The following is a 25,450-nucleotide window of genomic DNA, read 5'->3' as shown; positions in this document are numbered from 1 at the left end:
TAATACAGCAAAATAGTTAAATCTACTCAGGAAGCAAACACCACCATCCTATCCGGATAGCGGCTGGCATAATTAGATACGATATTCTTGATGTAATCATTTCCCGGGTATGGGGTCAGGTAGTTTTTGAGCTGTTGGATATTATCGGCATCAAAATAATGGGAGATATAACCCATGCCATAAAACTGTCCTTTTTCAACCAATATACAGCTATGTTCATCACCTGTGCGGCCCTCATCGCGGATGGCATAGGTAGGTAAGGCCTGCTTTAATTGGTCAATAGCGGTATTTACTTTATGGTTGTAATCATCCACAGTTTCAATGCCTTCGCAGGCGCAGGATATGCCCGCTACACTGGCGCAAGGGTCATTATTTTTCTGGATAAAACACAGCTTAGGGCATAGCTCAAAACCCTCAATAAGTTTATTAAGCAGGTTGTATCCATCAAGCAGTGAGTTACAGGTATATATCGGGTTACTGTATTTGCGGTATTTATCCACTGCAAGGCGCAGGTAGCCACGCTGGTCTTCGAAGGCATACAGACAGTAAGCATTCTCAAATCGTTTCAGGGAGCGGTTATATTTAGGCCACAGGCGTTTGATCTCGATGGCCTCCAATACAAAAGCAATCAGTTCGGTGCCGCAAACCTGGTAAGTTACCTGGTGTATGTTCCGTAAAAACTCTTGTCGCTGCAATCCCGGGTTATTACCGGTAAAATGGCTGCTTACCCGCTTCCTAAGGCTTTTAGCCTTACCTACATAGATTACTTTCCCCTTTTGATCATGAAAATAATATACACCCGGCATGTACGGCAATTGGTCGATATCTTTTTTAGGAAGGTTAGGAGGGAGCAGCTGCTCTTTAGAGCCCTGTTTCAGCGCTCCTTTAATATGTCCTTCCGTATCGCTGTTCAACAACAGGGTAAACAGCTCGGCAGTGGCCTCGGCATCGCCGCCAGCGCGGTGACGGCTTTCGTTATCAATACCCAGATGCTTGCATAGGCGACCCAGACTATAGGAAGGTAATCCAGGTAATATTTTACGGCCCAGGCGTACAGTACACAGTTTATTGCACTGCAGATCGTATCCGGCCGCGGCTAAATGGTAGCGAACAAATGAATAATCGAAATTAACGTTATGGGCAACAAATATTTTACCATGGATAAGGTGGTAAACATCGGCGGCTACATCCTCAAACGGAGGGGCCTGCTGTACCATTTCGTTAGTAATGCCGGTTAACGCGCTGATATAAACCGGTATCTCCCTCAGCGGGTTTACCAGCGACTGGAAACGCTTAACCACCTTTTTACCATCATGTATGCATATGGCAATTTCGGTAATGCCATTTGCGCTGGCATGCCCCCCGGTGGTTTCAATATCGACAATTGCATACATATTTCAAATGTAATACATTTTGCTAATTATTTTAGTGTTTTTTTATTTTTGAAGGAAAGATATAAAGCTAAAGGAGCTGCGGATAATTCAATCACGAATGTATGTATAGCCCCGAGTTTACTTAATTGGTAAAAAGTGGGTTTACATGGTTTACACTTTTTAGGGTTTACATTTAGCTATGTATCTGATAATAAAGTTATTGTGAATTTTTTATGCAAAAAAGTGTAAACCCACTTTTTGCATAAAAATCACCCGCTTAACGTCAACTCACAGATGCCCGTCAGCAGCGAAAGATGCGTAACAAAAAGCCCCGAAAGATTTATCTTTCAGGGCTTTTCTATTGTCTCTTTTATCTTTCAGTCCTAAGTCCAAAAATCTCAGAGTCTCAAAGTCAAAAAAATTATTTTTTAGCTTGTTGTTGCTGGCGCATCATTTCTTCCATGCGGGCCTGGAAACCTGATTTCTTTTTCTTTTCTTCCGGCTTCTTTTTGTTCTCCTGGATCTGGGCATGGATCTTTTTATCATCCACCATGAATTTGATCAGGTATTGCTGTAAAAAGGTAAGCATGTTGGCCAGGAAGTAGTAATAGTTCAAACCTGCAGGATAGCTGTTCAGGGTAACCAGGAATACGATAGGGGTGATGTAGCCGATGTATTTCATCTGGCCTGTAGCACCCGATATCTGGTTGTTAAAGTAAGTATAGATCAACGTTGATATGGTCATCAGCAAACACATTAAGCTGATATGGCTTACTCCGGCTATTGGCGCGAAGGTGATCACCGAATCATAGGTCGAAAGGTCATGCATCCACAAAAAGCTTTGACCACGCAGCTCAAACAAGCTTGGGAAAAAGCGGAAGAACGCGATCACTATCGGCATTTGAATTAACAGTGGTAAACAACCACCCAGTGGGTTTACACCAGCCTTTTTGTACAGTTTTAAATATTCCTGTTGTAAAAGTGTAGGGTTATCCTCGCCAACTTTAGCTTTAATTTCGTCCATCTCCGGCTTCAGCACACGCATTTTAGCCATAGATAGATATGATTTATAAGTAAGTGGTGATAATACCAATTTAAGCAGGATGGTTAAAGCCAGGATGATCAAGCCATAGCTCCAGTTAAACTGGTTCAGAAAGTTAAACACCGGTAATACGGCAAACTGGTTGATGTATTTTAATGGTCCCCAACCCAGGTTAACCAGCTTTTGCAACTCTGATCCCTGAGCTTTTAAGGTAGAATAGCGGTTAGGGCCAAAGTAAAACTCCATGGGCACACTGCCATCGGCACTGCGCGCAATGGTCAGGTCGGCCTTCATTTGTTTAACATCCGAAGTATCAGCAACATCGGTCGATACAGCTAAATTTGAACGACTTATGCTGTTTTTAACCAGCAATGCGTTCGAGAAAAAATGCTGTTTAAAGGCTATCCAAGCCATTTTTTTATCGCTGATGTCTTTCTGATCATCTTTGGTTTCGCTCAGATAATCAACTTGCCCTTCAGTATTAAAATAGTAAACGGTTGAATACTGACGCTCCTGCTTCATATCCTTTTCCTGTTTGTGCAGGCTGGCTGCCCAGTTCAGGTTGATGTTACCGCTATTGTTGATAACGCCATCAAGCCCGGTTGGCTTAATGGTTAGGCCCAGTTTATAGCCGGTACCCTTTAAGCTGTACACATAATCAATGTACTGGGTAGGGCTGTAGCTTAAGCGCAAGGTTACCGAAGCTGAATCTTTTTCGGCAACTTTAAGTTCCGGTGCGCTTGGCGTAAAGTAATAGTTGTCGGTATTGATTGGTGTATTACCTGCGGTAAAATTTAACCCAAAATGATTTTGATCTCCACTGAAAAGTATAAGCGGCTTTTTATCAAAGGTTTTAAAGTTTTTTAATTCAACAGAAGCAACTTTGCCACCTTTAGTGCTCAGTTTTACCAATAAGTCCTTATTCTCTAAGGTTACCACTTTTTCGCTGCCGACAGAAGCTGCTCCAAAAGGGCTTTTTAACAAGGCCGAGTCAACTACATGGGCTTTGCTGGTATCTGTTTTGGCTGCTTTTGCCGCGGCTGTCTGCGCTTTAATTAAACCCTTTCTTATAGAGTCCTGCTGCTGTACCAGTCGTTCTTTTTTAAGTTCGGCATCAGATGGCTTCAGAAAGTAAATTGAGCCAGCAATAATTGCCATGATCAGGAATAATCCTGTAAATGTATTTTTGTCCATTATCTATTGTATCGAATGATCACTTATCAATTCTTGATCATCACTGTTAAATTTCCATCTCTATTTAGCAGATCGGGGCTATCCTCATACACGCCCAGCCGCTATATATAGCTTAGAGTTATCATCAGCAGGTATGTTACTGTAGGCCAGATGTAATTATGGTACACCCGCTCTTTTATCCATACCGTCTGATGGTATCTTATCTGCTCTATTACTTCTTGCGGGCATATGCCAGCGAAGCGGCGACAAAGTTAATAAAAAGTGGGTGCGGATTAGCAACTGTTGATTTTAATTCGGGATGAAATTGCGCGCCTACAAAAAACGGGTGGTTTTTTAGCTCCACAATCTCTACCAGGTCGTTTTCCGGATTGATACCTGAAGGGGTAAGACCGGCAGCTTCATATTGCTTAAGATACTCGTTATTAAACTCATAACGATGCCTGTGACGTTCTGAAATACGGTTTTTTCCGTATATGGCAGCCGCTTTAGTGCCTTTTTTAATATCGCAGGCATAGGCGCCTAAACGCATGGTACCACCTTTGTTGGTGATGTTTTTCTGATCTTCCATCATACCGATCACCGGGTATGGTGTTTCCGGGTTCATTTCGGTACTATTGGCATTTTCCAGTCCTAAAACATTACGGCCAAACTCCACCACAGCGCATTGCATGCCTAAACATATACCAAAGAAAGGGATATTGTTTTCGCGTACATGGCGTATGGCTTGTATTTTGCCCTCAAAACCACGCTCGCCAAAACCAGGGGCAACCAGTACACCATGCAAGCCTTTTAGTTTTTCGACAGCATTTTCTGGAGTTAATTGTTCAGACGGAATATATTCAACCCTTACTTTACACTCCATTTTGGCCCCGGCGTGTATAAACGCTTCGGTGATTGACTTGTAAGCATCAGGTAATTCCACGTATTTACCTACCAAAGCAATACGTACATCGGCAGTAGGGTTTTTTAAACGGCCCAGGAAATCTTTCCAGCTTTCCAAGTCGGGCTCGTTTTTGTGAGGTAGTTTAAGTTTGGTCAGTACGGTTTTGTCTAATTGCTCTTTCAGCATCAGCAATGGTACATCGTAAATGGTTGAAGCATCTATCGATTCGATAACCGCGTTAATATTCACATTACAGAACAAGGCTATTTTTTTACGCAGGTCGTTGTTCAGGTGATGTTCGGTGCGGCAAACCAGTATATCTGGCTGGATACCATACTCCAACAGCATTTTTACCGAGTGCTGGGTTGGTTTGGTCTTTAATTCGCCGGCTGCTGCCAGGAAAGGGATCAGGGTAAGATGGATCACCAGGGAATTGGCCGAACCAACCTCCCAACGGAACTGCCTTACCGCCTCAATATACGGTAACGATTCGATATCACCCACAGTACCACCCAATTCGGTGATCACGATATCATATTCACCGTTTTCGCCCAGTATGCGGAAGTTTCTTTTGATCTCATCGGTAATGTGTGGTACCACTTGTACAGTTTTACCTAAAAAAGCGCCCTCACGCTCTTTATTGATCACATTTTGATAAATACGGCCGGTGGTAATGTTGTTGGCTTGTGAAGTAGGGGTATTCAAAAAACGCTCATAATGGCCAAGGTCCAGATCTGTTTCGGCGCCATCTTCGGTCACATAGCACTCTCCATGTTCATAAGGGTTTAATGTTCCCGGATCGATATTGATATAGGGATCAAACTTTTGGATAGTGACGCGATAACCGCGTGATTGAAGCAATTTGGCTAATGAGGCTGAGATAATACCTTTTCCTAACGACGAGGTAACGCCGCCCGTAACAAAAATATATTTAGTCATGATTTTGTGTAAAATGGTACCTTTTTTACGCGGCACCAATTGTTTGTGTACGGGATACAAAAGTAGGAAAAATTTTGGGTTCCATGATTTGTTTTTTCAGAAAAATGGGGAGGATAGTATCAAGTATCAAGACCATTGGATCTACTATTGGTGTTCTTACTACCGAAGTTAAAAATCTTGATACTTGATACTCGCTACTTGATACTATCCTAAAAAAACTTTTTAAACCTTAAATTTTAACACTTTTTTAGTCAAAAACGGGGGGGAAGCAACTCAAAAACAGATCGTTTTTTATTCAAAACACCCATTTTAACACTTTTTTACAAATTTTTGATGGATTTAAAAACTTTAAAAAGTTTTTAAAAATTAACGGTTAAATAGCTACATACCAAACGGTAAGTTTGGGGGATTTAGCTTTCCTTTGACAAAACAGCCCGGCTTTTCTTTTTGATCAGAAAAGCCGGGCTGTTTATATATTCAAAATATCGGAGAGTATAACTCGCCTTTTGACAGACTATCTCTTCAACCCATGTTAATGGACGCGATATACCAGCGGCCTGACAAAAACATTATAATATATACCAAAATTGGCTACCGACTGCAGGTAAAATGAAATGGGAACGCCTTTATCCTTATCGTTATATAAGGCGTTGATCTTTTTAAATTCCATGATCCTGTCATAACCGTTTAAATTATTTTGATCAATGAGCTTTTCTCCGCTTAAATCCTTGTAGTAAACATGTGCTGCGGCAGATTTAAGAATGCTTATATCATTTTGGGTCGGTTGCCCCTTATCGTCTGTAAATCTTGTAACTGCCCTGCTGAGGCTTGTCCACGAAGAGTCGGACTCCAGGAAAACCATACCGATCCTTCCATAATTAATACCGCCGACCACGGCCGATCTGGCGGCCAGATCCGGATATTGGTTTTTATTGAAAAAAGGGTCATTTGGTCCATCAATCCGGTATGAATAATAGGAAGTAATATAATACAGAATGAGTCCTGTTTTCTTTTGAATATCAGCTGTTCCCGGCTGGAGTTTGGGTGTTAATAATGAACCAAACCCATCCCCAATGCCCAGCAAGTATTTTGCGGTTAAAGTATAATCGGTAAACTCCGTTTTGCCTGAAGACTGACCGTTAATTTGTTTTCGGGGCCCTTTTGCCGAAGAGATTATTTTGGATAGCGCGTCGTCTGCATTTTTTTTAGAAGGAACGATGATGTCTGAAAACTTATCTACGTTCCACGCATCGGTAAATACTGTTATTGGTAATTTTTCATAGTTGGTAATGGGTGTAAAAGCGAGCTTTTTTAAATCAGCAACAGCAAATAAACTTCCGGGATATACCCCATCTTCATTTTTAGGAGTTACACCAAATTCAGAAACACTGTCTAATACAAAAAAGCTAATGCCCAAGCTGTCTTTCCAAATACTGTCTCTTACAATTTTATACTTTTCAATTTCAAGAACCTTGCGTACCGAATCTATTTGAATCTTTTTATAATTTGTTTTTACGGGTGATGTTGGCGGCGTTGGTGGATTGGGCACTACAGGGCTATCCTTTTTGCTACAGCCAACAGCTACCACAGCCAGCAGGGCTATAGCGCATGACCATTTTTTAATAAACATACATGTAAAATAAGGTTGATGTGAATATGAGGTGAATATTAAGCAGGTATTAAAGTTGGTTTAAATTATAGGTTAAATATGTTTCAGTAAGCAAGGTATTGAAAATTAGTTAATTGGAGAAAGATTTGGGGTGATTTATTTTATGAATAACGAATGATAATGTTTATAAATAACTGATTTTTAATATATTATTTATGTTGTTGTTGCATTGTACAAATGTACAATACACATCGGTTAATAGATGCTTCATTCCTCAGCATGACAAACTTCTTATATATGCTATCTCCTTAAAATCAATATGTTAAAATCTGTTAAAAGATGTTAAGGAATGTTAATGTGCATGGACTTTTAACCCTTTAGCCCGAACTTGGTGTTCAATTACATATGACTAAACTTTACAACCTTATTTATGATACGCTACAATAAGATCAACAACCTGTTGGGCTGGCTTTGCCTCCTTATCGCTTTTACCACCTATGTTTTAACCCTGGAGCCATCTGTTAGTTTCTGGGATTGCGGCGAGTTTATTTCCTGTGCTTACCGTTTACAGGTGTCGCACCAGCCCGGTTACCCGATGTTTGCCATGCTGGGCAAATTGTTTTCGCTGTTATCCTTCGGTAATGCTACTAAGGTGCCTTATTTTACCAACCTGGGTTCGGCGCTGGCGAGTGGGGCAACTATCATGTTCTTGTTTTGGACGATAACCGCACTGGCAAAAAAGTTACTGGTGACTAAAGACCAGGACATCAGCTCCTCACAAATGATCGCCATTATGGGCGCCGGTTTGGTAGGTGCGCTGGCTTTTACCTATACCGATACGTTCTGGTTTTCGGCTGTGGAAACTATTGTTTTCGCCCTATCATCACTATGTACCGCTGTTGTGTTTTGGGCGATACTGAAATGGGAAGCCCATGCTGATGAACCCGGCGCCGATAAATGGATAGTACTCATCGCCTACATTATGGGCCTTTCTATCGGTATCCATTTACTTAACCTGCTTACGATACCGGCCATAGCTATGGTTTATTATTTCCGCAGATATAAAAATCCTACTATAAAAAGCAGCATCGTAGTATTTCTGATCAGCATTGTGATCCTGGGCCTGGTGCAATACGGCATCAGGGAATACACCATCAAAATAGCTGCTTATGCCGATCTGTTTTTTGTAAATACCCTGGGTTTGGGTTTTGGCAGCGGGGCGGCGTTTGTTTTTCTGGCTATCATTGCATCGCTGGTTGGCGCTATCAGGTATAGCATCCGACATAAAAAAGCTGCTTTAAACCTGGCTTTAGTATGCCTGGCCTTTATCTATTTTGGGTACGGGTCATTTATGTATATCCCTATCCGTGCTACCGCCAATACCAACCTGAACAACACGCATCCGGATAACGCCTTTACCCTGAACAATTACCTTAACAGAGCTCAGTATGGTGATAATCCGCTGCTGTACGGCCCCATGTTTGACGCCAAGGTTATTGATCAGAGCGAAGGCAACGCCTTGTACCGCAAGGGCCGCAACCGCTACGAGATGTACGGAAAGAAACAAAACTATATGTTTGATCATAACACCATTATGCCCCGTATGCACAGCACCGAGGGCGACCAGGACTTTGCCCAGAACGTACAATTTTATAAGCAATGGCTTAACCTGCCCGATGGGCAAAGCCCAACTTTTGCCGATAATATGCGGTGGATGCTGAGCTGGCAGATGTACCAGATGTACTGGCGCTATTTTTTATGGAACTTTGTTGGTCGGTACAATGACATTGATGGGCAAACCAGTACCGCATCAACGGATGGCAACTGGACATCGGGCCTGTTTGACGGTGCGCGTCATCTACCTAAATCTATCATCAACTCAAATACTTATACCCCTTTATACGCCCTGCCATTGGTTATTGGCTTGTTAGGAATGGTTTATCATTTCAAAAAAAGAAGGGGCGACGCTACTGTAATCGGCCTGCTTTGGTTTTTTACCGGTTTGGCCATTGTATTGTATGTTAACCAGGTAAACCTGCAACCGCGCGAGCGCGACTACTCGTACGTGGGTTCCTTCTACGCCTTCGCTATTTGGATAGGGTTGGGGGTACTGGCTATTCATGATCTTTTACGCCGCAGGGTAAACGCCCGCGGTGCTGCGCTGGCATCGGTGGCAACTTGTCTGTTGGTTGCCCCGATACTGCTGGCCCGGCAGGAGTGGGGGGCGCATGACCGCTCCACCAAAATGATTCCGCATGACATGGCCTATAATTTCCTGATATCGTGCCCCAAGAATGCTATCCTGTTTACCTATGGCGATAATGATACCTATTCGCTTTGGTACGACCAGGAGGTGGAAGGCATCAGGCCCGATGTGCGTATTGTATGTAATAGTTTGCTGGGGATGGACTGGTATATACACCAAATGGATAAACCCATGAACCAATCGGCTCCGTTGCCTTTAACCATGCCCTTTGAAAAATACAGGCTGGGTACGCGCGATGTAATTGCCTACAACGATGCCAAAATACCGGGATCGGTAGATGTAAAGGAAGTGTTTGATTTTATCACTTCGGACGATAGTCGTACCAAGGTGCAGTATCAAAGCGGCGAAACCATGAACTATCTGCCCACAAAAAATTTTAAAATGAGTATCAACCCGGATGAGGTGCTGAAAAACGGCGTAATAACTGCGCAGCAAAAAGATAAACTCACCCAGGAAATGGAGTGGAAGTACCCGGGCAAATATATATTTAAAGATAACCTGGCCATTATGGATATTATAGCCCATAATAATTGGAAAAGGCCTATTTGCTTTAGTATCGGGTATTCGCCTGAGAGCATGGGCGGCTTACAGCCTTATTTGTATAAAGAAGGGTTTGTATATCATCTGATACCATTTAAAGCCGATACATCTGTACAAAACCAGCTGGGCAAGGTAAACAGCCTGGTGGCCTATAATAATGTGATGACCAAGTTCAAATTCGGCAATTTTAAACATGCCCGGAATCTTGACCCGGTGGCCAAAACTGAGTTTTATCCTTTTATGGAGACAACCTTCCATGACCTGGCCCAGGGATTGATCAAGGATGGCCGGAACGATCTGGCGCTGAATGTGCTACATAAATTTGACCAGGAAATGCCCGATATCAACCCCAATATCGACTCGGCGCATCGTAAACTGCAACTGGCACAAGTGGCTTACAAGCTAAATGATAAGGAGCTGGCCAACCGTTATGTAAAGGGGATTGATGACTATCTGACCGATCAGCTGGCTTATAATTATACCCTGCTGCAGAACAAGCCCGAAGCGTTGAATCCTAATGAGGTGCAGTTTCAGCTATATGTATTGAACGGACTGGCCGATACCACCAAAAATTATAAAGAAACCGCCCTGCATCAGCAATACCAGGCACAGCTGGATGATTACGGGAATAAGTTTGCAGCTTTGCTGAACAGACAGGAGTAATAAGTAAACAAGGGTTTTTCTCTGCACAACGCTAAACGCAGGGTCTCTCGGAGAGGAGACCCTGCGTGGACAAAAATTCCCCTCTTGAGAGGGGGCGCACGGGATTGCGCAATAGCAGGGGTGTGTTCATCAAGCAGAAAAACACACCCCTCCACCCCTCTCAAGAGGGGAATCGCACATCCTCCCGCTTTTTTCTTCTTCCCAACATCTGTGGTTGCAAACGAGCGCAGGAATAAAATGCATTTTAAAGCCTTCTCCGCCAATGTTGGTGTTGTCACCAACATTATACGTTCTGGTTAATTACTCGTGTAGATTGTTGTTGGTGACAACACCAACAACGGCGATGGGTGAGTGTGTTCTGAAGGAAACAAAAAAGTCTGCCTCGGTTGAAGGCAGACTTTTTTACTAATTAATTTTCGCGCTGCACTTCGTGTTGCAAACAAATTACACCTGAGCTAAAAACGTGCGTTTTCAGGAGTTTTAACGACTGTTTTTCTTTAATATTTTTAAATACCGGAATCCCTGAACCCAACAATACCGGGTTAACGAAAAGCCAGCATTCATCGATCAGGTCTTCTGCCAAAAGGGAGTGTGCTGTGGTAGGGCTTCCGAATAACAGGATATCTCCTGTTGTTTCCTCTTTTAATTTACTAAGGGCCGCAGCATAGTCCTCACCAAGTACCGTGGTATTGGTGAATGTTGCCTGGTTTAGCGTATTTGATAGTACCACTTTATGCGCGGTTTTGTACCAGGCGGCGTGTACCCTGTCGTGTTTGCTTGCACCGGGCTGCTCCGCTGCCGTTGGCCAATAGTTTTCCATCATCAGAAAGGTTACCCTCCCATATAATGCCGTATTGGTCTGCGCGATCCTTTCCTCAACGAAATTAAAGATCTCCTCGTCTACATGGATCCAGTTCATTTCGCCTTTTGTACCGGCTGCAAAGCCATCGAGCGACGCGTGCATGAATAATACTATCTTTCCCATATTGGTTTTATTTTAATTAAAATGATTGCTTTGTATGCGATACAAATCTCAGGGAAATATAGATAATAGAATAGGGAAAAACCGACAAATAACGGGGGCAATTACGACAGATCCTGCTTGGTCGATGATAATAAGTTGTTGGTGACAACACCAACAATGGCGCGGATATACTCCGTAGGGGTAAAAGCTTTGTAGAAAAAAAACATAAAATTTAGCATGCCGTAGGTATGCAACCTGAGTACAGTACCTACGGCACTGGCTTTGAAACCGAGACTTTTTTCTACAAAGCTTTAACCCCGATGGGGTTTATAACGCCCTTTAACTTGATGGTATATTGGGGGTGTTTTTAAATACTTTTTGTGGTATTATACTGCTGAACCAGGTTTCTGATCCGTTTAAAGCTGAATTTGTTTTCGGCGGTGTATTGGGTATAAACCTCCTGATTATCGCTGATCAATGTTGTAAACTCCCCCTTACGCTGCTTTTTTGATTTAGACATAAATACATCGTCGGTTTTTAAAGGGCGGACGATATCTGAGCCTTTGCTGACGTACCATTTGGTAACCGTGGTAACGGTATTGTTTACATAAACCTCGGTAGCTTCTTCGTACAGACTTATTTTTCCGGTTTCCAAAACAAGTAGGAACTCGGGTTTGGTTTTTCCTTCTTTAGTAACAGAGCGATACAGGGTATTTTTTTTGCTGATATAGTATTCTTTAACTTCTTCGGGTTTTATCTTGATGGCCGGGGCACTGGAGCTTGTTTTATAATTACCATCACCGCAGGATATTAGCGGGATCTTGATAGTGCATGGTATTGAATCGCCTTTGGTTGTGATCACATAATCCTGGCTTTGCGCCTTTACACCTAATGCAAATAGGGTAGCAGCTATGCAAATAGCGGCTTTTTTCAATAGGGATTTCATAGCACTGTGTGGTTAATGTAAAGGCAAAGTTATTACATGTTTAACCCCATAGTGTTATATGAATGCCATATTTTAATCAAACGATTAAATTGTATTGAGCAGGATTAATGGAAAATGTCATTTCGAACGAGTATGCTGGGGAAAAATAGTGGCGCGAGGAGAAACTATCTCTTGAGCGATAGCGAAAAATCTTATACGCTTAGCATAACTGAGTATCTGCTTTTAGAAGATTTCTCCTCACCTCCAATGCTCAATTCTCTTGTGGTTCGTTCGAAATGACAACTTAAATAATGTTTGAGAAAAACCTTCTGTACATGAACTATTGGATGAGAAGCGTTAAAGCAGGATTTTTACTGATCAAATTTCAATTTCAACAGGTCTTCCGGTACATCAACAGCGTAAGTTTCCAGTTCGGTTTCGGCAACTTTGATGCGGTAACCGTTCTCTATCCAGCGCAGTTGCTCCAGGCTTTCGGCTTTTTCCAGTGACGATACGGGCAGTTTGGTGATCTGTTGTAATACATCGGCGCGGTAACCGTATATACCAATGTGTTTAAAGAAAGTATAAAACTCCAGCCAGTTCTCGGGCTCCTGACCGCGGATATGTGGCAGGGCAGAGCGTGAAAAATAGACGGCTTCGGATAATTTGTTCACCACCACTTTGGGCGAATTGGTATTGAACAGTTCTTCTTCAGTTTTGATCCTTTTGATGAGGGTTGCCAGCTGGGTTTCCTTGTCGGTAAAGCAGGTCGCCAGTTTGCCGATCTGTTCGGGATCTATAAAAGGTTCATCACCCTGTATATTGATGATCACATCCTGCTCCGGGTGCAACAGGGCCACTTCAGCACAACGATCGGTGCCGCTTTGATGGGTATCAGCCGTCATCACGGCAACGCCACCAAAAGCCTGTACGTGGTTAAATATGCGGTCGTCGTCGGTAGCTACAACCACCTCGCTTAAGCTGCTGCATTTTTTGGCCTGCTCATAAACCCGCTGTATCATGCTTTTGCCGCCAATATCAACCAGGGGCTTACCCGGAAAACGGGACGACGCGTAACGGGCGGGGATGATACCTAATACTTTCATTTTTTAATTACAATGGTTTTAAAAGCTTGCAAAGCCAGGTCCTGATCTTGTTTTGACAAATTGTGGGCAGCCATTTGAAAATTTAATGTTGATGATCTGCTTTGATAATAAACTCCCGTTATTCCTTTTGAAGGAACTTTTGGCCAGATGGTTTTGATAATGTACTTTTCGGTTGTATCAAGTTGAATATGATGGCTTTTTATTTCAGCAGGTATTTCAATGGGGATGTAAACAGTACTGTCTTTATAAGTTAAATCAACAATATAATCGGCTTCAGGGTACTTGGCTTTCTGTTTAGAGGTGGGAATATGCATATTTTTTTTAGTATCCCTGTCAGGTGTCTGGTTATTTACATAGGTAACACCCGACTTACAAAAATGGCAATTATATTGCCACACTTCACGTTTTAAATATTGTTGTTCTGTTTCTATTAAGCTATTGGCGTAACCCATGCTGCTAAAATCAAAAGAGAACAGCGCGTTAGCGGCTTTAATTTCCCCTACAAAAGAATCCCTACCTTGTTCTTGTTGATATTTCCAGCTTGGAGGGATCGATATTTTGAAAGCTCCGAGGTCAAGATCCTGCCAGCCATTGGCATTTAATTTGGGCTCATTATTTACTTTGGGCTTGCAACCAAACAAAAGCGGCAATAAAGCAATAATGAGTAGCTTTTTCATATCGAACGTATTACGTACAACGTCAAACGTACAACATCCTAAAACAGCCCGTTAATTTCCCGTTCGATGAGCTGAACAATGGTGGCCATGTCTTCGGTATTGTTGGCAAAATCAAGATTGTCTTTATCCAATATCAATAGCTTGCCCAGCTTGTAGTTTTTGATCCATTTGTCGTACTTCTCGTTCAGCTTGGACAAATAATCCAGGCGGATGCCGATCTCATATTCGCGGCCCCGGCGTTGTATATTGCTTACCAGGGTGGGTACGGAGGCTTTGAGATATACCAGCAGATCGGGTGGTTTAATAAACTCGGTGATGTTATCAAATATGGATTGATAATTTTCGTAATCGCGGGTAGTCATGAGACCCATATCATGCAGGTTTTCGGCAAAAATATAGGCGTCCTCATAAATGGTCCGATCCTGCAAAATATTGCGACCGCTTTTTTGTATGTCAACTATCTGGCGGTAACGGCTGTTCAGGAAATAGATCTGGAGATTAAAGCTCCAGCGTTTCATGTCGCTGTAAAAATCTTCGAGGTAGGGATTATTGTCAACAGCTTCAAACAATGGTTCCCATCCATAGTTCCGGGCCAGCATTTCGGTGAGGGTAGTTTTGCCCGCTCCTATGTTTCCTACAATAGCTATGTGCATACGTTATTCGTTGTAATTTTCTGAATCAGAATTTTCCTAATTTACAGAATCATCAGAATTATAAAAATCTTTTACAAGCTAATTCTGAAAATTCTTTAATTCTGTTAATCCTGATTCAGACAATTAAAATTTCCTGAAACCTATAATTTCTCTTACTTCACGTATGGTTTTTGCAGCGCTTTCGCGGGCCTTATCGGCACCGTGCTGGGCTACTTTGCTCAGGTAAGCGGCATCGCCGGCAATGGCGTTGATACGATCGCGGATAGGGGCGGTAGCGATGATCATATCTTCGGCCAGCTGTTTTTTCAAATCGCCATAACGGATGCTGCAGGTATTGTACAGGTTGTCAAAATGAGCCACAGTATCGGCCGATGAAACAACCTTCATCAGATCAAACAGGTTCTGGATCTCCTGTGGTTTGGTTTGGTTTTCAAGGGTTGGCCCGCCATCGGTCACCGCGCGCATTACTTTTTTGCGGATAGCTTCAGGGGTATCGCCCAGGAAAATAGCATTGCCTTCACCTTCTGATTTACCCATTTTTCCTTTACCATCAAGTCCCGGGATCTTCACGAGGTTGTCGCTGTAGCTAAACGCGTAAGGCTCGGGGAAATAATCATGATTGTACAGCCTGTTAAAGCGGTTGCCAAAGGTGCGGGCCATTTCCAGGTGTTGTTCCTGATCTTTACCAACGGGCACTTTGGTGGCTTTATGGATGATAATATCTGCGGCCATCAATACCGGGTAGGTAAGCAAACCGGCGTTCACGTTATCGGGGTTGGCGCGCACCTTGTCTTTAAAAGAGGTAGCGCGTTCCAATTCGCCTAAATAGGCGTTCATATTAAGATATAAGTATAGTTCGGATATCTCGGGTACGTCTGATTGTACGTAAATAGTAGCCTTATCCGGATCGATGCCGGCAGCCAGGTACTCCACCAGAACCTGCTTTACATTGGTATGCAGATCGGCAGGAGTAGGGTGCGTGGTTAACGAGTGGAGGTCGGCGATAAAGAAAAAGCAGTTATATTCCGACTGCATTTTTATAAAATTTTGCAGCGCTCCGTAGTAATTTCCTAAGTGCAGATTTCCGGTTGAACGGATGCCACTAACAACAGTTTCCATAGGTTGCGAAAGTAAGGAATTTTTCTATTTCTGATACGGATGAAAGGTGTGGATATTTAACAAATCAGTTTGGTTTGCGCTTAAGTGAGTATTTTTTCTAATTTTGGTCGCCATGAAATTAGCATTAAAAAGGATACACACTTATTTTTACCGGTATAGTGTGGGCTTCTTTTTTATACTTTTTTGGCCGGTGTTGTTTCTGCTATCAAAAAAAACTGGTCTTTATAAATACATCAATAAGCTGCGCCAGTTTATTGCCTTTATTAGTTCGGCAAGCTCGGGCATATTTTACCGGGCTACCTTTGAAGAACCCATTGATTGGAGCCGCACTTATGTCATATGCCCTAATCATACTTCCAATCTGGATGTATCGGCCATAAGTGTGCATTTGCGCAATAACCATTGTTTTATGGCTAAGGAGGAGCTTCGAAGCCATTTTATACTGAACTTCTTTTTTAATACTATTGATATCACTGTAAACCGGGAAAGTAAAATGTCGTCGTTCCGGGCGTTTAAAAAAGCAGCCGAAAAATTGAATGAGGGAGTAAGTATGGTAATATTTCCCGAGGCTACTATTCCCGATGTTTATCCGCCCGCGTTACACTCTTTTAAGAATGGCCCCTTTAGGCTGGCTATCGAAATGAAGGTTCCCATCATCCCGATCAGTTGTCCCGATACCTGGAAGGTACTTTGGGATACCGGCCTTGAATTTGGCAGCAGACCCGGAATTTGTGATATATTTGTACATAAACCCATCCAAACGGCCCATTTAACTTTAGATGACGCTGATGCACTACGCGATGAGGTTCACGCTATTATTAAACAAAAATTGCAGCAGGCATGACCATTGATAAAGAAACAGTTGAAAAAGTTGCCCACTTGGCCCGTTTGGAACTTAATGAAACAGAAAAACAGGAAATGATCAAGGATATGAGTAAGATCCTTGACTTTATGGCAAAACTGAATGAACTGGATACAACCGGTGTTGAGCCCCTGGTGTACATGACTGGCGACGCTAATGTGTTGCGCGATGATGTGGTAAAACAACAGGTAACCCACCAGGAAGCGCTGGAAAACGCTCCAAAACACGATGAAAACTACTTCCTGGTTGCCAAAGTGATCGAGAAATAAGTTGCAAAGTCAAAATTCAAAATTAAAAAGTCGAAACCTGCTTATTCGTTTTTGAATTTTGACTTTTTAATTTTGAATTATTGTAACATTCAGAAGTGTACCTTAGTCAAAACTAAAAATATATATGGAGCCATTGAATACTGACAAACCATTAATAACCATTAAAGATATCGGGCGTAAATACGTGATCGGTGCCGAGGTGATCCACGCGCTTAAATCAGTTACCCTGAATATTAATAAAGGTGAGTTTGTAGCATTGATGGGTCCATCAGGTTCGGGTAAATCAACCTTGATGAATATTCTGGGTTGCCTGGATACGCCATCAAAAGGCGAATATATTTTGAATGGTATTAATGTAAGCCACATGAGCGATAATGAGCTGGCTGAAGTGCGTAACTCCGAGATCGGTTTCGTTTTCCAGACATTTAACTTACTGCCCCGTAATACCGCCCTTGATAACGTAGCCCTGCCATTGATCTATGCCGGTATTAACAAAGAGACCCGTACAGAGCGTGCCACCAACGCGCTTAAAAATGTGGGTTTGGGCAATCGTATCGATCATAAACCCAATGAGCTATCGGGTGGTCAGCGCCAACGTGTGGCTGTAGCGCGCGCCTTGATCAATAATCCATCTATTATTCTGGCCGATGAGCCTACCGGTAACCTCGATACCAAAACATCCATCGAGATCATGGGGCTCATAGAAGATATCCACGCCAAAGGCAATACCATTATCCTGGTTACACACGAGGAAGATATAGCCCTGCATGCCCACCGCATTGTACGTATGCGCGATGGACTGGTTGAGAAGGACTATGCCAATACCGAAATACAAACCGTAAACAGGCGCGTAGAGGAAGTGTAAAGAAGATGCAGGACTTTTAGAGTCAGGAATCAAGAAAAAAAATAATGAAACGTTATATTCTTTTTGTTCTGACTTTCGCGATTGTCAGCTATTCGTTTGCCCAAACCGGTAATATTACCCAGCCCGAACTTATCCCGTTACCCGTATACAAGGCAAACGTAGGAAAAGTAATTTTCCTGGCCGATACTATCGATTTAAAAAGGCTTAAACAGGCCGATCTACTCCGTACATATGAGGCCAGGTCCCAAAACAATTTGTATATCAGGCTTTTTATTGCCAATTCCCTAACCAACTACCAGCATCAGCTTAATCCGTCTCTAATTGTAGACGATTTGAATAAAGGGAATTTTCAGTTCACTTTTTATGTTGATGGCAGGCAGATCTACCAGGAAAATTTGAACAAGGGCGCCAATTTACCGGCTACCAAAAATACCAAAATAACTATAAGCGTTCCGTTGATCAGTAACCGTAACGAGGATTCCTGGGGAAGAGGGCTTTGGTATCGTTTTATAGCCCGTGGTGGTGATGACGCGTTGAATACAGGCAGTCATTTATTGAAAATAGAGGTGCGCCCGTATATTAGTATCCCCGATTTAAAAACTGGTGAAGTAATTGCCAGTGGCGAGCTTCAATTTGTGGTGCCGCCCGCCGATGCGAAAGCTGTTCAAATACAGACTATAAAAGTCAATAGCGGCTGGCCTGTTTCTGGTGAACCATTTGATCACCAAAAGATCATGGAACTGAATGGCTTAATTGTCCAAAACAAACTGAAAGATATTACCAGTATAGTGGTCATCAAAAATGGGAAACTGTTGATTGAGGAATATTTTAATGGTAGTGCCCGCGATTCATTGCATGATCCGCGTTCAGTAGGTAAAACCTTTGCTTCGGCTATGATGGGGATTGCCATTCATGATGGTTTTATAAAAAGTGAGAGCCAAACACTCAAGGATTTTTACGATCTCAAAAAATTCAACAATTACTCAGCCAGTAAAGAAGGTGTCACCCTAAAAAGCCTGCTCACCATGAGCTCGATATTTGACGGGGACGATAACGACAACGATTCGCCCGGCAACGAAGAAAATATGTACCCTACGCCCGATTGGGCAAAATTTACGCTGGATCTGCGTGTAGACAGCACTAAAACAGGCGGTAAACAATGGAACTATTTTACTGCCGGGGCCATGCTGTTGGGCGATATTATCAATAAAACGGCTCCCGGTGGTTTAGAAAAATACGCGGACGAAAAGCTGTTTAAACCATTGGGAATAACAAAATATCAATGGTCGTATTCTCCGCAGCATGTTCCCAGTACCGCAGGTGGTTTGCAGATGCGTTCATTGGATTATGCCAGATTCGGGCAGCTTTATAAAAACAATGGAACCTGGAACGGTAAACAGATTATCCCGGCAAGCTGGGTAAAGCAATCGTTCACCAAATATCTTAGCCTGCCAAAAGATGTGGTAGGCGAGGGGTATTATGGTTACCTGTTCTGGAACAAAACGTACACCGTCAATAATCAACCGTACGAAACATTCTATTGCTCTGGCAATGGGGGCAACAAAATATTTGTTTTTACCGATGTGCCACTGGTAGTGATTGTTACCGCTACAGCTTATAACAAACCCTACGCACATCCGCAAGTTGATAAAATAATGCAGCAGTATATTTTGCCAGCGGTGTTGAAGTAGGTTAGCTGAGTAAAAAGGCTGTCAGTCTGAGCACCGTCGAGGACTTGCGTGCAGAGGCCTGCCTCCATGCTTCGACGGAGCTCCATGACGCCTTACCTTTGTAATTGGTATCGCTCTCCGTACTTTACTGCACTTCCTGCCGCTTTAATTTTCCAGCCTCTACCCACCACCATTGCCACTTCCCGCCTGATGCCTGTGTGGGGTTAAAATTGCTTACGTCAAACCTTCCGTTGCCGGTTGCTGAGCCCTGTACTTCATACACCTGGATAGCCTGGTGGTTATTATCCCACGTTAAAGGCTTGCCCGGTTCGCATGTTTCTGGTGGTTTTTGGTTACTGGTCAATAAAAAATAGGCCTTACTGGTACCAAATACCACCGCATGACCGGTTTCGTCAACGCAAACCGCGGTGTGCTCGTCGGCTGCTATGCCGTTGGCAAATAGTTTCCAATCCTTTACAATACGACTTAAAAAGGCCACATGGCGGCCCTGCCTGTCGCGGGTGATGTAATGCTGATCGGTAATAACTGATTGAAGGAAGGGGGCATGCAACAGATCGTCATGATATAATTTCACCAATGGGTTGTAGGGATTGGTCAGGGCTTGCTCGGCGGTAACACTGGCATTTTCGCCGCTGTAATATATACCGCCCATAATGGCACAGCCCGCGCTGGTGCCGCCAACGGGCGCGTGTTTTACATTGAGCAGGTAATTGATGGCATCCATAGTTTTGGTGCCCCGCCAATAGTTCATGTAGTTGGATTGATCGCCGCCTGATATAAAAAGCATTTCGGCATTGCGGATGATGTAAGCTACCGTATCGTTATTGGCCAATGCCCGCGAATCGATCTTCAGGGTTTCTACCGAATTTACTTTACCCAGGTTATAGATATAAGGGTTATAGCCGTCTTTGCCCGATGCGCGGATGATCACCACATCGCCGCCGCCGCTGCGGTCTATCATCCATTTAAAGGCCTCGTCAACATCCCTGCCGCCGCCAATCATCACCAGTCCGGCCTTAACAGTGGTGTTTACATTGGCCGTATCGCCAATAATACATATTGACGCAGGACGACCTGGAATATGCTTGCCCGATTTAACAGTATCAGGCATAGGCAACGCCCATGCCGAAAGGCCAAAACCTAACAGGATAATTATCGAAAGAAAAAAACGCATGTGTAAATATACGCCCTAATATTTATACGGTTCCATTTTGCCGCATGAGCAGGCGCAGTTGGTATCGGTAATGCCCAGTTTCTTTAAAAAGAACTGGTAAAAACCGATACGGTCGTTCATGTTGTACATGTTTTCGCCTTTATTGCATTCTACATCTCCGTTAACAATATTGATGGTCATGCCAAAGCCTGGTGTGCGGCCTTTTGCTTTATCAACAGCATTGGGCTGCCATTTGCCGGTCATCACATCATGCGCCGATGGTTTATGCGTTTCGGGAGTCATCCAGAAATAAATGGCGGCTTTAAAAGCCACTACAGGGTCGGTCTCCACCAGGTCTGGGTTGTTCAATAAAATTTTGGAATCGCCAAATATACAGGTAGAAGCCAGGCCGTAATTGCCGTTATAGCTTAGCTGCATGGGGCCACGACCATAATACTTTTTGCCAGCCACAGGCGGATATTCGTCGCTCTCGGAAATATAGGCCTGGCTGGTGTTGCTTTCATGAATAAACATCAATCCGTCGGTATAGGTTGCATTTACACCATGGCGGGTTTCATGGGCTATATGGGCAAAAAAGGCCGCCAATTCCTTTTTATTAGCTTCGGTACTAAATTGCGTACAGAAATTACCATAATCTACCGTGAAAGTGCTGTCAGGTTTCTTTTTAGCCCAGTCCTCGTTCCAATCCACATCCTGACGAACGGTACTTGTTTTGCCTGTTTTTTTATCGGTGCGTATATATTGGTAAACTGATGTGGCCCTGCGGGTAACTTTTATGCTTATCTGTCCCAGTTCGTCGGCTGCTTTGATAAAGGCGGCGTAAGTATAAAACTTATCGCGCTGCGGAAAAAGATCATTGAACTGTTTTTCGCTGATCAGGGTGGATATGGATGCGACTTTTTCGGGAGCAGCGGTTGTAGTAGCAGGCGCTTTGGAGCCATTGCTGTTGCCACAGCTAAAGGCCGAGACCACCAGTGCTGCAAAAGGTATAATAACGAGTTTTGATGATAATATGATCGATTTCATAGTATTTGTTTTAAGAAGAATCAAGAGATAAGAGTAAGGAATCAAGGTAAGATAAAAACGTATTCGTTACTGTAATATTCTCTTGATTCCTTACTCTTATCTCTTGATTCTCATTTTATGCAAGTTTAAAGCCTATCATTTAAAAATTTACACTTTATTAGCAAAAATTATACTACAATGGTATCAATACAAAATATATACACGTATATTGAACTTAAAGGATAAATGCTGCCGGATAAAATATGAAGATATATACTAAAACGGGTGATAAAGGGTTTACATCATTAATAGGAGGAACCCGGGTAGCCAAACATCATATACGGATTGAGAGTTATGGAACGGTAGATGAGCTCAACTCTTATATAGGCCTTATCCGCGATCAGGAGATTTCTGACCATGATAAGGACATATTGAAGCAGATACAGGACAGATTGTTTACAATAGGCTCCTCATTGGCTGCCGATCCGGAACGGTCAAAAATGATTATTCCTGATCTGCATTTGACGGATGTGGAATTGCTGGAGCAGGAAATGGATACCATGAATGAAAAATTGCCTGAATTGCGTCATTTTATTTTGCCAGGAGGGAATAATACCATTTCGTTTTGCCATATTGCAAGATGTATTTGCCGCAGGGCCGAGAGGATAACAGTTCATTTGGCTGAGGAAAGCCCGGTTGATGAAAAAGTGAATATTTATCTGAACAGGCTGAGCGATTACCTGTTTGTTTTAGCACGTAAAATTGCAAACGAGCATAAAATACCTGAAAATCAATGGATACCCCGCATTTGAAAAATGTGAAAAAAAATCTTGATTTTCCAATAGAAAATGTTATACTTTTGCGAAAAAGTAAATTTACTGAAATTAAATATAAATAGAGAAACATGTATTGGACACTTGAACTGGCATCTCACCTTGAAGATGCGCCCTGGCCCGCAACAAAGGATGAATTAATTGATTATGCTATCCGTTCAGGAGCTCCTGTTGAGGTTATTGAAAACCTGCAGGCACTGGAAGACGATGGTGAACCGTATGAAAACATCGAAGAAATATGGCCGGATTACCCGACAAAAGACGATTTCTTTTTTAACGAAGACGAATATTAACAGCATAAAAAGCCCTCTTTTGGAGGGTTTTTTTGTTAATAGCTCATTTTGGAATGATTTTAGTAATAACCCTAAAATATTTATCACTTAAAACACATCAAAATGAGAGGTCTATTGTACATTATCGCCGTTATCCTGGTAATAGGATGGATATTTGGGTTTTTCTTCGGTCACGTTGGCGGATTGATCCATATTTTATTAGTTATAGCCATTATAGCCGTGCTTTTAGGAATTATCCGCAGGGCATAGCAATTACCTGCTCATGCAACTAAAAATTATAAGCCACGGGTATTAAGCCTGTGGCTTTTTGTTTAAAAGCAGTTCGGCTATGGCTACGTCTTCGGGAAAAGTGATCTTGATGTTTTGATGACTGCCTTCGGTAAGATGTATTTCGGCTCCATATTGTTCAACCACACTGGCATCGTCGGTGAAGTTTTCACTATAGGGTTGTTCGTAGGCTTTTTTTAACAAGCCCGCCTTAAAAGTTTGCGGGGTTTGTATCAGGTAGATCTGATCCCTCAATAAACTTACAGATCTGTTATTGATCAGCTGCCTAACCGAATCGCGGCTTTTAACAGCTACAACAGCACTGCCGTGCTCCCGGGCCTGTTGGTAAGATTTTTCAATAATATAACCACTGGTAAGTGGACGTACCGCATCATGAATGGCTACTAAAGTGTCATCATCAGCCGCTATCAGATCAAGCCCATTTTTTACCGAATGAAAGCGAGCCTCGCCGCCGGTAACCAATTGATGAGGGGTGTCAAATTGGTGGGTATGGCAAAGCTCTCTCCAGTAATTATGATAGGCGGCTGGTAAAACTAAAATAATATCCGGTTTGATAGCCGATTGCATGAAAGCCAGTATGGTATGCATTAAAACAGGCAGGCCGTTAAGCAGCAAAAACTGCTTGGGAACAGCCGATTGCATACGGGTACCTGTTCCGCCGGCTACTATAATGGCGTAGTTTTTTTGAGATTGGAGATGTGAGATTGGAGATGTGAGATTTTGTTCGTTCATTTTAATGCTCCGTATAGTCATGCCGAACGTGTTTCGGCATCCCACATGTAAGGTTTACTATAGCGGTAACCGTCCTGAGAGATCCTGAAACAAGTTCAGGATGACTAAATGCTTAAGTTTCCCAAATCTAAAGCAAAAAAAATGAGATACAAGAAATTCTCGTATCTCAAATCTGATATCTTACATCTAAGCTTAGATGATCAGCATGGCATCGCCATAGCTGTAAAAACGATATTTTTCTTTAACGGCAACTTCGTAAGCATTCATTACATACTCATAACCGCCAAATGCAGACACCATCATCAATAAAGTCGACTCCGGTGTGTGGAAGTTGGTGATCATGCTGTTAGCGATGCTGAAATCATACGGCGGGAAAATGAATTTGCTTGTCCAGTCGTTAGCAGCTTTCAGTGTTTTGCCAGCAGATACTGCCGATTCAATGGCGCGCATAGAAGTAGTACCTACGGCACAAATGCGTTTTTTACGCTCGATACCACGGTTTACGATATCAGCTTGTTTTTGCTCGATGATGAATTGCTCAGAATCCATTTTGTGCTTGGTCAGGTCCTCTACCTCAACCGGGCGGAAGGTTCCTAAACCCACATGCAGGGTAACTTCGGCAAAATCAACACCTTTTAATTCCAGGCGTTTCATAAGCTCGCGGCTAAAGTGCAGACCGGCAGTGGGGGCGGCAACAGCGCCTTCGTGTTTAGCGAAAATGGTTTGGTAACGCTCTTTATCTTCGGCTGTAGCTTTACGTTTGATGTATTTTGGCAGCGGTGTTTCGCCCAGGATTTCCACATTTCTGCGGAATTCCTCGTCGGTACCATCGAATAAGAAACGGATGGTACGGCCACGTGAAGTGGTGTTGTCCACAACTTCGGCAATCAACAAATCGTCGTCACCAAAATATAATTTGTTACCTACGCGTATTTTACGGGCCGGATCAACCAGTACATCCCATAAACGCAGTTCTTTATTGAGTTCGCGTAATAAAAATACTTCAATAGTAGCGCCTGTTTTTTCTTTATTACCATACAAACGTGCAGGAAATACCTTGGTGTTATTCAGGATCATTACATCCTGGTCATCAAAATAATCAAGTACATCTTTAAATATTTTATGCTCAATTTTTCCTGAATCTTTGTGTAAAACCATTAAACGGGCTTCGTCGCGGGTGGCAGATGGATTGTGTGCTACTAATGATTCTGGTAAATTGAATTTGAATTGAGATAATTTCATGCTTGTATTTATGAATTTTCAGGGCGCAAATGTATTAATTTTTTTTGTTAGTTTCACGGATTTTTTTATGAACAAGATGGCTGGCATATTATTCAGTTTATATATAAAAAGAATGTAACTTAACAGCTGTAATATCGTCTAAAAAACTAAATATTCCATGCGGACATATTTTACAAAAATATGATACAGCCTGTAGGTTGTAAGCCCGTGTAACAGAATGATTAACCATCGAGATCAAAATAA

General features: G+C 42.6%; 22 protein-coding genes. 8 read left to right on the top strand and 14 right to left on the bottom strand.

The window, feature by feature from the left end; translation table 11 throughout:
- Positions 1-26: 26 nt before the first annotated feature.
- The 4 genes from ACTJKG_RS23110 to ACTJKG_RS23095 form a co-directional block, all read right to left on the bottom strand.
- On the bottom strand, positions 27-1,394 hold the full coding sequence (locus tag ACTJKG_RS23110) for an exonuclease domain-containing protein (protein WP_172336797.1): 1,368 nt from the start codon (positions 1,392-1,394) through the stop codon (positions 27-29).
- 400 nt (positions 1,395-1,794) lie between these two features.
- Positions 1,795-3,609: a membrane protein insertase YidC gene (gene yidC, locus ACTJKG_RS23105; protein WP_440740518.1), complete on the bottom strand. Its 1,815-nt coding sequence runs from the start codon at positions 3,607-3,609 to the stop codon at positions 1,795-1,797.
- Between the two features lie 211 nt (positions 3,610-3,820).
- Positions 3,821-5,431, bottom strand: coding sequence for a CTP synthase (locus tag ACTJKG_RS23100; protein ID WP_172336799.1), 1,611 nt, complete (start codon positions 5,429-5,431; stop codon positions 3,821-3,823).
- Between the two features lie 532 nt (positions 5,432-5,963).
- Positions 5,964-7,061 carry a hypothetical protein gene (locus ACTJKG_RS23095; protein ID WP_440740517.1) on the bottom strand — a complete coding sequence of 366 codons (1,098 nt, stop codon included), beginning with the start codon at positions 7,059-7,061 and terminating at the stop codon, positions 5,964-5,966.
- Between the two features lie 409 nt (positions 7,062-7,470).
- Here ACTJKG_RS23095 and ACTJKG_RS23090 point away from each other — a divergent pair, with 409 nt between their 5' ends.
- On the top strand, positions 7,471-10,509 hold the full coding sequence (locus ACTJKG_RS23090; protein ID WP_440740516.1) for a glycosyltransferase family 117 protein: 3,039 nt from the start codon (positions 7,471-7,473) through the stop codon (positions 10,507-10,509).
- A gap of 409 nt (positions 10,510-10,918) precedes the next feature.
- Here ACTJKG_RS23090 and ACTJKG_RS23085 read toward each other — a convergent pair whose 3' ends face one another.
- The 6 genes from ACTJKG_RS23085 to trpS form a co-directional block, all read right to left on the bottom strand.
- Positions 10,919-11,494 (bottom strand): dihydrofolate reductase family protein, encoded by a 576-nt coding sequence (locus ACTJKG_RS23085; RefSeq protein WP_440740515.1) that lies wholly within the window; start codon positions 11,492-11,494, stop codon positions 10,919-10,921.
- A 346-nt stretch (positions 11,495-11,840) separates the two neighbouring features.
- Positions 11,841-12,419 (bottom strand): hypothetical protein, encoded by a 579-nt coding sequence (locus ACTJKG_RS23080; RefSeq protein WP_172336802.1) that lies wholly within the window; start codon positions 12,417-12,419, stop codon positions 11,841-11,843.
- Positions 12,420-12,769: 350 nt separating this feature from the next.
- On the bottom strand, positions 12,770-13,504 hold the full coding sequence (kdsB, locus tag ACTJKG_RS23075; RefSeq protein ID WP_440740514.1) for a 3-deoxy-manno-octulosonate cytidylyltransferase: 735 nt from the start codon (positions 13,502-13,504) through the stop codon (positions 12,770-12,772).
- Positions 13,501-14,181, bottom strand: coding sequence for a hypothetical protein (locus ACTJKG_RS23070; protein WP_440740513.1), 681 nt, complete (start codon positions 14,179-14,181; stop codon positions 13,501-13,503). Before ACTJKG_RS23070 ends, kdsB begins: the two co-directional genes overlap by 4 nt.
- A 38-nt stretch (positions 14,182-14,219) precedes the next feature.
- The gene (locus ACTJKG_RS23065; protein WP_172336804.1) at positions 14,220-14,834 is read right to left on the bottom strand and encodes a deoxynucleoside kinase; all 615 of its coding nucleotides are present in this window, start codon (positions 14,832-14,834) and stop codon (positions 14,220-14,222) included.
- Between the two features lie 123 nt (positions 14,835-14,957).
- Positions 14,958-15,953: a tryptophan--tRNA ligase gene (trpS, locus tag ACTJKG_RS23060; RefSeq protein WP_440740512.1), complete on the bottom strand. Its 996-nt coding sequence runs from the start codon at positions 15,951-15,953 to the stop codon at positions 14,958-14,960.
- Between the two features lie 112 nt (positions 15,954-16,065).
- Here trpS and ACTJKG_RS23055 point away from each other — a divergent pair, with 112 nt between their 5' ends.
- The 4 genes from ACTJKG_RS23055 (at position 16,066) to ACTJKG_RS23040 (ending at position 19,640) form a co-directional block, all read left to right on the top strand.
- Complete coding sequence (locus tag ACTJKG_RS23055; protein ID WP_172336806.1) at positions 16,066-16,797, top strand: lysophospholipid acyltransferase family protein; 732 nt, start codon at positions 16,066-16,068, stop codon at positions 16,795-16,797.
- Positions 16,794-17,084, top strand: coding sequence for an Asp-tRNA(Asn)/Glu-tRNA(Gln) amidotransferase subunit GatC (gene gatC / locus ACTJKG_RS23050; protein WP_172336807.1), 291 nt, complete (start codon positions 16,794-16,796; stop codon positions 17,082-17,084). Before ACTJKG_RS23055 ends, gatC begins: the two co-directional genes overlap by 4 nt.
- Before the next feature lie 124 nt (positions 17,085-17,208).
- A complete protein-coding gene (locus ACTJKG_RS23045) occupies positions 17,209-17,949 on the top strand; it encodes an ABC transporter ATP-binding protein (protein ID WP_172336808.1) in 741 nt (246 codons plus the stop codon).
- Between the two features lie 44 nt (positions 17,950-17,993).
- Positions 17,994-19,640 (top strand): serine hydrolase domain-containing protein, encoded by a 1,647-nt coding sequence (locus ACTJKG_RS23040; protein ID WP_440740511.1) that lies wholly within the window; start codon positions 17,994-17,996, stop codon positions 19,638-19,640.
- Between the two features lie 124 nt (positions 19,641-19,764).
- Here ACTJKG_RS23040 and ACTJKG_RS23035 read toward each other — a convergent pair whose 3' ends face one another.
- Both ACTJKG_RS23035 and ACTJKG_RS23030 read right to left on the bottom strand, forming a co-directional pair.
- On the bottom strand, positions 19,765-20,814 hold the full coding sequence (locus tag ACTJKG_RS23035) for a cyanophycinase (RefSeq protein WP_440740510.1): 1,050 nt from the start codon (positions 20,812-20,814) through the stop codon (positions 19,765-19,767).
- Between the two features lie 15 nt (positions 20,815-20,829).
- Positions 20,830-21,840, bottom strand: a complete 1,011-nt coding sequence (locus ACTJKG_RS23030) for a chitinase (protein ID WP_440740509.1) — start codon at positions 21,838-21,840, stop codon at positions 20,830-20,832.
- Positions 21,841-22,082: 242 nt separating this feature from the next.
- Here ACTJKG_RS23030 and ACTJKG_RS23025 point away from each other — a divergent pair, with 242 nt between their 5' ends.
- From ACTJKG_RS23025 to ACTJKG_RS23015, 3 genes are all read left to right on the top strand, one after another.
- On the top strand, positions 22,083-22,631 hold the full coding sequence (locus ACTJKG_RS23025) for a cob(I)yrinic acid a,c-diamide adenosyltransferase (RefSeq protein WP_172336812.1): 549 nt from the start codon (positions 22,083-22,085) through the stop codon (positions 22,629-22,631).
- 92 nt (positions 22,632-22,723) lie between these two features.
- On the top strand, positions 22,724-22,945 hold the full coding sequence (locus tag ACTJKG_RS23020; protein ID WP_002996718.1) for a DUF2795 domain-containing protein: 222 nt from the start codon (positions 22,724-22,726) through the stop codon (positions 22,943-22,945).
- 102 nt (positions 22,946-23,047) lie between these two features.
- Complete coding sequence (locus ACTJKG_RS23015; protein ID WP_172336813.1) at positions 23,048-23,194, top strand: lmo0937 family membrane protein; 147 nt, start codon at positions 23,048-23,050, stop codon at positions 23,192-23,194.
- A gap of 42 nt (positions 23,195-23,236) precedes the next feature.
- Here ACTJKG_RS23015 and ACTJKG_RS23010 read toward each other — a convergent pair whose 3' ends face one another.
- Together ACTJKG_RS23010 and queA are read right to left on the bottom strand one after the other, a co-directional pair.
- Complete coding sequence (locus ACTJKG_RS23010) at positions 23,237-23,965, bottom strand: 2-C-methyl-D-erythritol 4-phosphate cytidylyltransferase (RefSeq protein ID WP_440740508.1); 729 nt, start codon at positions 23,963-23,965, stop codon at positions 23,237-23,239.
- Positions 23,966-24,157: 192 nt separating this feature from the next.
- Positions 24,158-25,207 carry a tRNA preQ1(34) S-adenosylmethionine ribosyltransferase-isomerase QueA gene (gene queA / locus ACTJKG_RS23005; RefSeq protein ID WP_076374303.1) on the bottom strand — a complete coding sequence of 350 codons (1,050 nt, stop codon included), beginning with the start codon at positions 25,205-25,207 and terminating at the stop codon, positions 24,158-24,160.
- Positions 25,208-25,450 lie beyond the last annotated feature (243 nt).

This window comes from Mucilaginibacter sp. 22184, assembly GCF_052045695.1.
Classification (GTDB): domain Bacteria; phylum Bacteroidota; class Bacteroidia; order Sphingobacteriales; family Sphingobacteriaceae; genus Mucilaginibacter.
This window is presented reverse-complemented; position numbering and strand designations above follow the sequence as displayed.